10 protein-coding genes are annotated in these 12111 nt (G+C 72.6%); 1 reads left to right on the top strand and 9 read right to left on the bottom strand.

The features are described from left to right. A partial coding sequence (locus tag ABD323_RS23435; RefSeq protein WP_344443872.1) for an ATP-binding protein occupies positions 1 to 415 on the top strand: 415 nt, incomplete at its 5' end. A gap of 294 nt (positions 416 to 709) precedes the next feature. Here ABD323_RS23435 and ABD323_RS23430 read toward each other — a convergent pair. The 9 genes from ABD323_RS23430 to ABD323_RS23390 all read right to left on the bottom strand — a co-directional run bounded on the left by ABD323_RS23430 (position 710) and on the right by ABD323_RS23390 (position 11957). Then, positions 710 to 1378, bottom strand: a complete 669-nt coding sequence (locus ABD323_RS23430; protein ID WP_344443871.1) for a helix-turn-helix domain-containing protein — start codon at positions 1376 to 1378, stop codon at positions 710 to 712. After that, positions 1375 to 2409, bottom strand: coding sequence for a C40 family peptidase (locus tag ABD323_RS23425; RefSeq protein WP_344443870.1), 1035 nt, complete (start codon positions 2407 to 2409; stop codon positions 1375 to 1377). The genes ABD323_RS23430 and ABD323_RS23425 overlap by 4 nt, the downstream gene beginning before the upstream one ends. Positions 2410 to 2424: 15 nt before the next feature. Then, a complete protein-coding gene (locus ABD323_RS23420; protein WP_344443869.1) occupies positions 2425 to 3324 on the bottom strand; it encodes a replication-relaxation family protein in 900 nt (299 codons plus the stop codon). A 91-nt stretch (positions 3325 to 3415) separates the two neighbouring features. Then, positions 3416 to 5848, bottom strand: coding sequence for a type IV secretion system DNA-binding domain-containing protein (locus ABD323_RS23415; RefSeq protein ID WP_344443868.1), 2433 nt, complete (start codon positions 5846 to 5848; stop codon positions 3416 to 3418). Then, positions 5845 to 7632, bottom strand: a complete 1788-nt coding sequence (locus ABD323_RS23410; RefSeq protein ID WP_344443867.1) for a VirB4 family type IV secretion system protein — start codon at positions 7630 to 7632, stop codon at positions 5845 to 5847. Before ABD323_RS23410 ends, ABD323_RS23415 begins: the two co-directional genes overlap by 4 nt. Next, positions 7629 to 8597 (bottom strand): PrgI family protein, encoded by a 969-nt coding sequence (locus ABD323_RS23405; RefSeq protein ID WP_344443866.1) that lies wholly within the window; start codon positions 8595 to 8597, stop codon positions 7629 to 7631. Before ABD323_RS23405 ends, ABD323_RS23410 begins: the two co-directional genes overlap by 4 nt. Then, a complete protein-coding gene (locus ABD323_RS23400) occupies positions 8594 to 10033 on the bottom strand; it encodes a TrbL/VirB6 family protein (RefSeq protein WP_344443865.1) in 1440 nt (479 codons plus the stop codon). Before ABD323_RS23400 ends, ABD323_RS23405 begins: the two co-directional genes overlap by 4 nt. Before the next feature lie 500 nt (positions 10034 to 10533). Beyond that, on the bottom strand, positions 10534 to 10854 hold the full coding sequence (locus ABD323_RS23395; RefSeq protein WP_344443864.1) for a pilin: 321 nt from the start codon (positions 10852 to 10854) through the stop codon (positions 10534 to 10536). Positions 10855 to 11192: 338 nt separating this feature from the next. Continuing rightward, a complete protein-coding gene (locus ABD323_RS23390) occupies positions 11193 to 11957 on the bottom strand; it encodes a hypothetical protein (RefSeq protein WP_344443863.1) in 765 nt (254 codons plus the stop codon). Positions 11958 to 12111 lie beyond the last annotated feature (154 nt).

The raw sequence follows: 12111 nt of genomic DNA, 5'->3' as shown, positions 1-12111 counted from the left end.
CTTCGACGGCGTGGCCGAGACCGAGGTGGCCACCTGGACGCTGGCGGTGGACAAGGCCGAGGTCCGCCGGGCCCGCCAGCTGGTCCGCGACCAGCTGGCCGCCTGGCGGCTGACCGCGCTCACCGAGACGGTCGAGCTGCTGGTCTCCGAGCTGGTCACCAACGCGGTGCGGGTGGCCCGGGCCGAGGTTCAGCTGCAGCTGATCCGGGTGGACAAGCTACTGGTCGAGGTCAGCGACGACAGCCACAACCTGCCCTCGCTGGAGCCGGCCGAGTTGATGGACGAGAACGGGCGGGGCCTCAACCTGGTGTCCAAGCTGGCCGAGCGCTGGGGCACCGCCCGCAAGGCGGTCGGCAAGGTCGTCTACTTCGAGATGTCCCTGCCGAGTCAGGAGGGAGGGGAAGGTGTGCGCTGACCCGTGTAGTTGCGGAACTCTCCTCGCCCGAGCTGCGAGCATCAGATCAACTTCCGCCGCGTCCGAGTCGGCGGCCGCCCAGGCTTCTTCTCCTGTGGCAACAACGGCTCTGGTCGCGCCCACTGGCTGTTTGTCAGATCACCACAGGCGTCACCGATCCGACCCACCGAACACCACCCAATCTGCTTGCTTTGGAAGTGAGAGCGTGGTGGTGAACCGGGACCCCGACACCGCCACCATCCGAAAGCTGCTGGTCATCGAGCTACAGACCGGTTCACCACCACGCTCTGACAATTAGATGATCTCTCGCGCCTGCTGCTGCGGAGGCTTCGAGGGGACTTTGCTCTCGCCCTCCGGCGTTGCCCAGACCTTCCGGACGTAGCTGGGACTGCGGTGTGCCCAGCGTGCGGTCTCGCGCTGGCTGAGCCCGTTGCGGAGACCGGTGATGATGCGGGTACGGGCCTCCTCGGCGTCGGCTGGCGGTTCGGTGTGGAGGTGGTCGGTAGCCGTGTTCGGTCTCTCGGGTGCCGCAGCCTTGAGATCAGCGAGTTGCCGGCGCCAGGCGGGGCCTGCTTCGCCGAGGACCAGGAGGAGGGCGGGGGCGATGAGGTGGACTGCGGTGCCGACGAGGTCGTGTTGGAGAGCCGAGTCGCCGATGTTGACGAGGACGGAGAAGGCTCCGGTGGTCCAGCGGAATGCTGTCGGCCACGGGCCGCTGTTCCCGCCGTAGCGGGACAATGTCGCGTCGGTCTGGAGTGCCATGACGAAGGCCGTGTCGATACCGGCGGCGAGGACCCAGCCGGACCAGTGCCAGGGGGAGTGCGCACCGATGAACTGCGCGCCGGTCATGGCGGAGAAGGTGGTCACCGCTCCGACCAGGGTCCAGGTGCCCAGGGTGATCACCTGTCCCGTCCGGTGAAGTTCCGCGGGGCTCGGAGGGGTCACAGCGAGCGTCTCCGTCACGGTCTGCCGCTCCTGACTGGTGGTTGGGACTGGACGGGGTGCGCGGCCCGGTGCGCGAGGGGTGCGGTCGGCAGCGCACCGGTAGGCCGGGTGGCGCCGAGGTAGTGGTCGCCGGGGTGTCGGGCGGGTTCGGCGCGGACGAGGGTTCCGGTGTGGGCAGCGTCGATCATGTGGCCGGCGCCGGTGTAGAGGCCGACGTGGGTGATGGTGGTGGGGGTGGTGCCGTAGAAGAGCAGGTCGCCGGGGAGGAGGGGGTCGGTGTCGGCGACTTTCGGGGTGGCGTCGTGCTGGTCCTGGGCGACGCGGGGGAGGGGGATCCCGGCTGCGGCGTAGGCGGCTTGGGTCAGGCCGGAGCAGTCGTAGCCGTGGCCAGGCTGGCCGGTGCCGCCCCATTCGTACGGGACTCCGATCCTCGAGTGGGCGAAGGCGATGGCGTCGTCGGCGGCCTGGTTCGGGGCGGGTACGGGGATCTGCTGCGAGTCGGCGTCCTGGGCGTACCGGCGGGCCTGGGCGAGGACTTGGGTGACGTACCAGTCGGCGTGGTTGTAGGCGTAGATCGCGGCGTGCAGATCGCGTCCGTCGCGCGCGCCGTTGGCGCACAGGAGGCGAGCGGCGGCGTAGACGGCGTCGGTGGGGTCCCAGGGGGTGGGCGGCGTGACGCCGCCGGGTGGGACGGGGAGGGCGTACTGATCGAAAGTCGCGGGGAGGAACTGCATCGGTCCGACGGCTCCGGCGCTGGAGACCATGGTGGGGGCGCGGCCGTGGTCGGTCTCGATCTTCCCGATGGCGGCGAGGACCGTCCATGGCAGCCCGGGACAGGTGGGGGCCGCCTGTTGGTAGAGGGGCAGCATCGCGGGCGGGATGTCGGAGGCGCCGGCGGCGTTGTTCGTGTCGCCTCCGGGTGGCGAGCTAAGGAGTCCGCCGCCGGTGAGGGTGGAGACCACGGCGGTGGCGGCGGCCATGACCAGGGCCAGGAAGGCGAGGCAGCCGGCCCCGGCCCCGGTGGCGACCCGTGCAGCGGTGGACTCCACGTCACCTCGCCCCGGTCAGGCCCTGCTCGGCAAGCGGACGGCTGCTGCGGGCTCGCCCGGCGGGAGCGGGGGCGGCGCGGGGATCTGGCGCCTCCCCACCGGTCGGGCGCCAGCGGTGTTATCGCAGGAAGTGGCGCCGGGGCGTCGATCGGCGGGCCAGGCAGTCGGAAGGTCGATGAGGCGGGTGCGGGTGCCCGCTGAGGCGACCGGGAGCCACGCCCGGTCGGTGGGGTGGTGCTGGTCGCGGCCGGTGGTGGCGACGGCGAGCTGGTCGAGCGCGGGGTGGCCGGTGAGGCGGTCGTGGAGGTTGGCCTCGCGGACGGAGCTGTGGAGGGTGAACAGTAGGAGCGGGCGGGTCCGGGTGGCGGTTGCGAGCTCGGCGTAGCCGTCGAGCTTGGCGGTCAGCCGGGGGAGGGACTCGGTGCCAGTGTCGTACTCGAGGAAGAAGGACACCCCGCTACCAGGGCCGGCGCAGTGACCGTACCCGTCAGGGGTGGTGAGGTCGGCCCAGAGCTGGCCGCAGCGTTTCTCGGACCACCACGTGGTCAGTCGCTCACCGGGCCGGGCGGGGCGGGCGAGTTGGGTGAAGAAGGTTCGCACGCCGAGGTCGTGGGCGAGGAAGGGGGAGAACATCGTGCGCGGGGCTTGGTCGGGGTGCCAGCCGAGTGCGGCAGGCGTGGTGGCGTAGCGGGCGGCGAGGAGGGCGGCGCCGGCTGGGCCGAGGACGTAGTGCTCGGGGGCGGAGCCGGGACGGTGATGGGGGCGGAAGGAGTGCAGGACGCCGAGGCTGGTGAGGGTGGCCAGGCGACGGTTGACGGAGCGTCGGGAGACGGCGAGCAGGTCGGTGAGGTGGGTGGAGGTGAGCGTGGTGTGTTCGTGGAGCATCTCGAGGAGCCAGAGGTCACGGTCCGTCATGCGCCCTGCGAGCGAGGCCAGCGGGGGTCGGCTCCGTCCGGTGGGGGACGGGGTGCGGCGGCGGGGTGGGGGTACGGCACGCATCAGGGGCTCACCTTCCGGTTCGGGGCGCTGGGCCGTAGGTGGTACGGGAGGAGCGGCGGATGGCGGTGGCGCGGCCGGGGACGGGTGCCGGCAGCGGGGTGGTGCGCAGGGTGCAGGCGGGGGAGTTCGCGCCGCCGGTGACGATGCGGGCGGCGGCCTGGTAGGCGCCGAGGTGGGAGAGGTCGTGGGCGCTCAGGTTCGGTGCCATGTGCCGTTCCAGGTCGCGGGCGTCTTCGGGGGAGGAGTTGAAGGCGATCTTGGAGCGGGCGTTGGCGGAGATGCCTTCGCGCAGGTCGTGCGGGAGTTGGGCGAGGTGCTGGTGGGCGAGAACGAGGCCCAGGCGGTAGCCGCGGGCTTCGGCGAGCATGTCCTCCAGGGGGTAGGGGAGGGTGAGGAAGTTGTGGCACTCGTCGAGGTAGAGGGCTGCGTCGCGGCGGTCCTGTTCACGGGTTCCTGCGCGACGGGTGGCGGCCTGCCAGGTCTTGGCCACCGCGAAGGAGCCCAGGAGTCGTGCGGTCTCCTCGCCGAGAACGCCCTTCGGTAGCCGCACGAGGGCGATGCCGCCGTCGAGGACGGTGTCGAGGTCGAAGGTGGAGGCGCCGGCGGCGATGGTGTGCTGGACGAATGGACGCAGCAGGAACGCGCGGAGCTTGTTCATCAGCGGCCCGGTGACGGCGGCGCGCGAGGGCTCGGAGAGCTGCTCGTACCAGGCCCAGAATCCGCGCAGCACCCGATCGTTGACACCGGCGGTGGTGCGCCGTCGGTAGGAAGGCTCGGTCAGCAAGCGGGGGATGTCGGCGAGCGTGACCGTGCTGCGGGTGGTGGTGGAGGTCATGAGGGTGAGGCAGGCGGCGCGCATCACGTCGTCGGTGCGCGGACCCCAGAACGCTGCGAAGATCCGCCGGAAGACGCCGACCAGGTTGTCGACGACCATGTCCGCGTCCGCTCCGTCCAGGACGTTGAGTCGGGGTGGCAGGGCGTGGTCGTCGGGGTCGATGAGGACGGTCCGGCCGAGTGCCGACTCCGGGAGGCGGGCGAGGAGATCGTTGACCAGGTCGCCCTTGGGGTCGATGACGACGACGCCGCGGCCGGCGGTGGCGTCGGCGAGGATCATGGTGGCCATCAGGGTGGACTTGCCGGATCCGGTGGCCCCGATGATGTGCAGGTGGTGGCGGCTGTCGGCGACCGTGATCCCGACTGGCCGGACGGGACCGAAGTCGGCGGTTCCCAGGGGCTTGGCCAACGGTCCCGGCAGCGGGACGGCCGCGCTGGGTGCGATGGACCGGGCGCCGGCCCGCTGCACACCGGGCGCTGCCGGGTCGAGAGGGAGGTGGGCGAGGGCCGCGAGTTCGGGGATGCTCAACAGGTCGCCCCGCCGGGGAAAGTGGCGGGCGGCGAGTTGTCGGTCGGGGTGGCGCAGGTGGCGGCGGCTGTAGAAGTTGCGGGCCGAGTGGACGGCGAAGGCGGAGGCGACCGCGTGGGCACGGCCACGGGCTCGGGCACGAGCTGCCTCCGACGCCTTGCGGATGGCCTCCTCCGTGTCCCGGCCGGGGGCGGCCTCACTCTGTCGGACGGGGATGGTGACGCCGTAGCGGATCGCGGTCTCCCACTGCGGCCCCGCGGCTTTGGTGAGGGCGGCGCGCAGTTCGGCGTTCTGTTCCGGGTCCCGGTTGCCGGGTGCAGCGCGGGAGGGGCGGTGGGTGAGCAGGTCCAGCAGCTGTCCGGCGCGGATGGGGTTGCCGGTGCCGCTCCGTAGCCGTTGTAGCTGGTGCTTGGCGCGACGCACGCGTCGGCCGGTGGCGGGCCGGGCGAGAACGCTGACCGTGATCGACTCGCCCGGCTGGAGGGCGAGACCCGCGCCGAGCAGGGCACGCAGGGGGTCGCTCCCGTGGTCGGTTCTCAGCGGGAGGATCTCGGGGCGGGCCAGGCGCAGTGTGCCGCCGGTGGTGAACGGCTCGTACTTCGCCAGGGAGGCCGGTACGAGGCCGGGTTGGGCGTGGGCGCCGGGCCAGGCCGCTTCCACGGCTCGGCACAGGAGCGCCTGCGGCACCGCACTGGGTGCCCAGAGTCTGATGCTCAGCCCGGCCGGCGTGAAGTGGTACTCGAAGGCCAGGTGCGGCTGACCGGGGAGCAGGCGTCGACGCCAGGGGCGGAGCAGGCCGACGAGGTGGCTCCAGAGCGTGGCCGCAGCTCCGGGCTCGACAGCGGGCGGGGAGAGGATCGTGACCACGAAGCCGCCGGCGGTCAGACGCTGTTGACGTCGCCGGTGCAGCGACCGGCATGCGGCGAGGTAGGCGGCGGTGCAGCCGGCCGCGGCCGGGAGAAGAGTCGGCCAATGGGTGGTGCCGAGCGACACGACGGTCTCGATCGCGCTCTGCCACCAGGTGTTGGGGTCTGTCAGGAGGCGACCGAGCAGACCACTCGGGCCGGAGCCGCTCACCGTGCCGCCCCGGGGTCGGCATCCGGGGCGTCGTCGATAAGTTCGGCGGGGTCGGTGGTGATGAGCCGGTGTTCGATCTCGGAGGCCGCCGACTGGAAGGCGGCTCGCCGGCCCGGCCCGGCGCACAGCAGCGCCTCGCCCTTGCCGGCGGTCAGCAGGTAGGCGGCTTCCCCGGCAGAGAGGCGGAAGGTGTCGGTGACGGCGTCGATGGCCGGTGCTGCCTGGCGGAGCAGGATCTGGGTGGCGGCGTTGGCGACCACGGCCTTGCCGAGATCGGTGGCGAGCAGGTCCGGGGCGTCCTGGGTGATGACGGACAGGCCGGCCCAGCGCTTGCGCGCGGACTTCGCCATCCGGCTGACGAAGCGGGCGCCGTGTTCGTCGCGCATGAGCAGCCATGCCTCGTCGATGACCACGAGTCGCGGTCGACGGTCGTGCGGGTTGGTGACGGTCTGCCAGATCGCGTCGAGCGTGATCATGCTGGCCGCGGTCTTGAGTTCCTCGGGGACCTCTCGCAGCGAGTACACGGTCAGATGCCCGCTCGGCCGGTGGGTGGTAGGGCCCTCGAAGGGGCCGCGGTGGGAGCCGGACGTGTAGGGAGCCAGACGGGCGGCCAGGGCTTCGCCGTCGGGACCGGCCGCCGTCAACGCGGTGGCGAGGTCGGTGAGCATCGGCGCGGTGCGGCTGTGGGTGCGCGGGTCGAGGGTGATGCCGGCGGTGCGGTAGGCGGTGAGGATCGCCGAGTCCAGCAGCGCCTTCTCGGCAGGGGTGGGTGTCTGGCCGAGGAGGATGGCCAGGAAGGAGTGCAGGAAGAGCGCGCGTCGCGTCAGCTGGTCCACCGAGCCGTCGGCGGCGAGGTCGAGGGGGTTGACGTGAACTCCCGGTTCGCCGAGGCGGATGACGGTGCCGCCGACGGCGTGGGCGAGGCGCGTGTACTCGTCCTCGGGGTCGATCACGAAGACCTGGACGCCTTGGTAGAGCAGGCGCAGGGCTTCGAGTTTGGCGAGGTAGGACTTGCCGGCGCCGGACCGGGCGAGGGTGACGGAGTTGTGGTTGTCCTGGGCGAAGCGGTCCCACATGACCAGGCCGGAGGAGGCGGCGTCGAGTCCGTAGAGCACGGGGCCGACGCCGTGCTCGTCCTCCGGGTCGGTGACGGGCAACTGGGGGGAGGAGAAGGGGAAGCAGCTGGCCAGCGCTGCTGTGTCCAGGGTGCGGGTGTGCTCGAGCTGGTCGGTGCCGAGCGGCAGACAGGTGGTCCAGCCCTGGAGCGCGCGCCAGGTGGCGGGTTGGCAGCGCAGTAGCATCGACTCGGCCAGCGCGCGCACGGCGGACGCCTCGTCGGCCAGGCTCTGGCGGTCGGTGGCGTACAGGGTCAGGTAGAGACCGACGCGGAAGAGCTTGCCCTCGCCGCGGGCCACCCGCCAGGCGAGCTCGGCGGCGTCCGCGGCGGCGGCCTCAGTCTCGGGGTCCTCTAGGCGGCCGTGGTGCTGGCCGGCGCGGCTTCTGGCCTCCAGCCGGGCGCGCTGCTTGCGCAGCCGGTCGGACGCCACCTGCGCGGGGACGGGCTCGACGTGCAGGGAGACGTCGAGGCGGCCGGGATAGGTGAGCAGCGGATCCAGCCACCCCGCCCCGACCTCGGCCGGGTAGCCGGTGACGATCAGGGTGGTGGCCACCAGGTCACCCACCGAGAGCACACGTGGCTCGACCTGGACCGAGTCGGGGCCCAGGGGTGGACCACCCTCGACGCTCGATGCCGGCGGACGGCCATGCAGGAAGGAGATGTTCACCAGGGCTCTCCGATGGCTGCTGACGTCGTGACGGGAGTCGCGGGCAGCGCGGGCCAGGGGTGGGCGGGCGCGTCCGGGTCGCAGGCCGCTGTGAGGGCGGCGAAGGCGGCGGTCCCGTCGAGCGGCCGAAGTGGGATCTCGGCTGCGGCGAGAAGACCGGCGCTCTCCGCACACCGGCGCAGTGCCCGGCCGCCGGCAGCGGGGTCGAGCCCGGGCTCGCGATGCACGACCAGCACCTCGCGCTGCAGTAGCTCGTGCCGTTGGGCAAGGTCGGCGAGGAAGTCGGCGTGGGCGAAGCACGCCTGCTCGAGCAACGGGTGCGGCAGCGTGGGCGCCGTCTGTTCGAGGGCGGCGATCCGCGAGCCGAGCTCCAGGTGGCGGGTTCGGACCAGGATCTGGACCGGGCCGGCGAGGGCGTTGAGCCAGCGGCCGAACGCCGAGACGAGAGCCTGCTGCTCACCGCCCGTGCGCAGGGCGAGGTTGACAGTGCCGGCCTCGCTGATGGCCGCCCGTCCGCTCGGTCCGAGGTCCAGGACGCCGTGCTCGTCGATGTCCGCGATTGATAGGGCCAGCTTGCCGACGTGACTCGGTCCAGCGGCTCGGTCGAGGATCTCGTTCTGCCAGGGCAACACGTCGGCCAGGCCCCCGGTCGGGGTGAGATGTCTGGGTGTGAGGTGGTGGCGCCAGGCAGCGAGCAGCCAGCGGTCCATCGGTTGCCCGTCTCGCCGGGTGAGTACGGCGAGCGCCGCCGAGGTGGCAGCGGGGAGCGCGAGCGCGGCGAAGAACAGCGGCGGGACGAAGGCCGAGGTGCTGCGGTAGCCCACCCAGAGCAGCAGGACCACCGCGGCGAGCTGGGCGGTCTGGCGCGCGGTCAGGGGCCCGAGAACGGTGTCCTCCTTGTCGACATCGGCGGGGATCTTGACCATCGAGGACCACGGTTCGTCCTCGGTGTGGCGGCTGCTCATCGCGGCTTCCTTCCACGGCGACTGCCGAAGCCATCGCCGTCCAGTGGCGGGCGAAGTGGTGCGGGGCGGGGGATCGGGGGCGGGAGGTCGGCGCGGGCCGGGCGCAGATTCGAGGCGGCGGTCGCTTGCACTGCGGGTGGCGGTGGCGGGGGCTGGCGAGTGGTGGGGGCTGGTCCCAGTCGGGGCCGGGGTGGCTGCGCGCCGCCTTCACCAGCCGTCGGTGCTCGGCCCCCGGGCGCTGGGGTCGAGCCTCGCCCGGTAGGAGCGCCCGAGCCTGAGCCACCGGTGAGCCCGGGTGCGGACGGCGGAGGGGGAGCGCCGAGATGGGTGCCGGGAGGCCGGCGTCGAGGGCGGCCCCATCGGTAGGTCGGGGCGGTGGTGCCACCCGGGCTGTTGGCGGATCCCCTGGCGCCAGGGGGCACACCGCCGGCTGGTGGCCGGCTGGGCCGGCCCCCGCCGGGAGGGCCCCCACCCGTCCCACCGGGCGGCTGGCCGCCCGTAGAGCCGGGGCCCGACCCGCCAGGCCGCCTACCGCCGCCCGGCCCGGTGCCGCCGGTAGTGCTGCGACGTGACTGACCCCACCAGTACTGCGGAGCCCCGGCCATACCGGCGCCGGAGGCCGACGCCGCGCGCGCCGCCCCGCGAGCCATGCGAACCCGGCCCGCCAGCTGCGCACCGAAGGCATAGGGGCCCAGCGACATCCCCAGCGCGCCGACCGCGACCTTCCGCACGATCCGCAGTCCCGGCATCCTCGGCCCGGTAACGCCGCCGGTGATGGTCCGGGCAGGGGTGGTGACGATGCGCCGGATCCAGGACGGGATCTTGATCAGCAGGTAGAGGGTGCAGCAGATCAGCATCAGGTTGATCAGCGTGGTGGCCGAGGCGACGGGTACCAGGCCGTAGTTGGCCGGGTCCAGGAGCGCCTTGACGCAGACCAGCAGGGCGATGGCCTGAGCGATCTCGGTTCCCAGGCACCCGAGGTAGGCCCGCCACCACAGGCGGGCGATGCCGTCACTGGCCGGGTGCCCGTGGCAGGCCAGCATCAGCGGCGCGGCCACGGTGAGCAGGACGACCGCAGAGGTGCGCACCAGCGCGGTGACCAGCAGCGTGGCGCCGAGCGTGAGGGCGACGAGCTGGAGTACGAGCACGTACGGCGCGGCGGTTCCGGTGAGCTCGGCGAGGAAGAGGCCGATCAGCGTGCCGGCGACGTCGTCGGCGCTCACGCCGTCGCCGAAGATCGCCACGGCCACGGCGTTGGCCAGGGTGAGCGTCGTACTGCAGATCGTCAGTGACAGGTTGGAGGCGGCGCAGCCCAGCAGCAGCCGTGGCAGCAGGTCGGCCGCGCTCCAGCGCTGCTGGACGCTGCCATGGGTCATCGCGGTCAGACCGGCGGCGAGGACGAACAGCCCGTAGCAGGCCATTGCGATGCCCCGCATGGCCTCCCACAGCTCCTGGACGCGGCGAGCGCCAGCGGGGTCGACGGTGGTCAGCAGGGTCCGGACCAGGGTGTTGAAGAGCGGCTCGACGAAGGGCCGGATCAGATCGCCCAGCCATCCGGTGATCGCCTCCCGAATTTGCCCCGGGATGTCCCAGAACGATGCCGAGTCCCCAGAACCGTCGCCGGCGCCGCTCTCGGCCGGTGGTGAGGGAGCGGGGCCCGGCGAGGGCGCCGGAGTCGGGGCTGGTCGCGGTTTCTCGCTCGCCGATGGGGACGGCAACAGGCCGGGAGTCGGGTCCTGGGTGGTGGCCGGCGGCCCGGGATCGGTTCGGGGTGGTGACGGCAGTGGTGGGCCCGGGCTCGCCCCGGGTGCCGGCTGCGGACCGGCAGGATCGGCGTGTGCGGGCTGCGGGCCGGCCAACGCCACGCCGAGCAGGGCGACGGTGACGCCGAGCATCACCGCCCACAGCCACCGCGCCCGCCAAGCCCGACGGGGTGTCACTTGGCGCCGACCAGGTTCTTCAGGACGTCCAGGATGACCGGCGCCATGATCGCGATCACGTAGCCGATGCCGGCACCCTTGAGCGCGCCCTTGGCCTTCATCACCTCGCCCGGGTCGCCGCCGGCCAGCAGGTACCGAAGGCCCCCGAATGTCAGGAACATGGTGGCGACGGCCGCGACGATCCCGGTGATCCACGCGGTCACGTTCGTCAGGACCTGGTCGATCGTCGGCGGAGCGGCGAGCCGAAGCGGCTGGGCGTGGGCGCTCTGCGCGGTCACGGCGAACAGCAGCAGCCCGAGGACGAGCACGACGGTCACGGTGTGGAGGGAGCGGGGCGGGCGGCGCGTTCGCGGGGTGCGGTGGTCGTGGCAGGGCATGAGGAACTCCAGGCGTGGCGGGCGGGAGCAAGGCGTGTGGCGGGGCGACGGCGGAGTCGCGATGGGTGAAAGGGGCGCCGCGGTCGGCGTGGCCTCGAAGGTCCGTGGGCCGTCACCTCCCTCACGGGATCGGTGGCGGTCGGGGTGCAGCGGTGTCAGCGTCCGCAGCGGATCCGAGGCGACTGCTGGCCGTGCTGGTCGGCGACGCCCCTTTCACCCTGTACAAACCGGGATGCGACGGCGTGTCTAACGCCCAGTGGGGAAAGTCGTACTGACCGTCAGTCGCTCAGGAGCCCGGCCCGCACGGCCGTGACCAGCCGCAGCTCGGCCCGATGCCGTCGCATGCCCATCGCCTCCACACTGATGCCGGCCCGCTCGGCCAGCACCCGCACCGGCACGCCCTCCAGCCGCGTCCTGCCGATCAGCTCCGCCTGCTCCCGGCCCAGCAGCCCGCGCACGACCGCCCGCTCCAGCACCTCGTCCGGGTGACCGCCCACAACGTCCTCACACAGCTCGGACCGCTCGCCCAGGCCCACCCCCGTCTCGGCGTGCCGTCGCTCGACGGTGCGGTAGGCGCGGGCGGCCCGATCCGCCGACCAGATCAGGCTCGCCGGAATGCGGCCGGCCTCGATGCTGTCCAAGCGGCCGCGCAGCTCCACCGCGGCCTCCCAGAACCCGGCGAGGATCACCTGCTGCACCTCCGCCCGCGCCAGCTCCGGCGTCTCGCGCCGCAGCCGGCCGGCGATCCGCCACAGGCCCGGCAGCGCCATCGCACACACCGCGGTGGGCCAGTCCTCACCACGCCACCCGGGCGTCGCGGTCAGCCGCAGCAGCCGCGCCCAGATGGCCCCACGCGCCTGGTAGCCGACCGAGGGGTGCAGCAGGAGCGCCCGCAACGAGACCAGGTCCAGCGGCTGCTGCGGCAGCGCCGCGTCCAGATCCCCCACCGCCAGCGTCAACGGGTGCGAGCGCTCCACGAGACGGCGCAACTCCTGCTCCACGGACTGCAGCGGCTCCAGCACGGCAACGGTGTTCTCGACCATGAGAGTCGTCCTTCCGGGTTCCGACGACGTGAGTTCGCCGTCGAAATCCGTGATCGCCGACCCCCAGGGGACCGGCCGGAGCCGATCTGGGCAGCACACGGAGCCGCCCCGGGGCAGACCTGGGGAAGCCCCTGCTCACTAACCCCCTCCAACG

This window comes from Kitasatospora nipponensis, assembly GCF_039528135.1.
GTDB classification, from domain to species: domain Bacteria; phylum Actinomycetota; class Actinomycetes; order Streptomycetales; family Streptomycetaceae; genus Kitasatospora; species Kitasatospora nipponensis.
Note: the sequence above shows the minus strand (reverse complement) of the source record. Positions and strands in the feature narration are given on the sequence as shown.

Bases quoted from the DNA above. Each gene is read 5' to 3' on its own strand.
- ABD323_RS23420 (WP_344443869.1), bottom strand. From the start codon at position 3,324: ATGACGGACCGTGACCTCTGGCTCCTCGAGATGCTCCACGAACACACC.
- ABD323_RS23405 (WP_344443866.1), bottom strand. From the start codon at position 8,597: ATGAGCAGCCGCCACACCGAGGACGAACCGTGGTCCTCGATGGTCAAG.
- ABD323_RS23400 (WP_344443865.1), bottom strand. From the start codon at position 10,033: ATGCGGGGCATCGCAATGGCCTGCTACGGGCTGTTCGTCCTCGCCGCC.
- ABD323_RS23390 (WP_344443863.1), bottom strand. From the start codon at position 11,957: ATGGTCGAGAACACCGTTGCCGTGCTGGAGCCGCTGCAGTCCGTGGAG.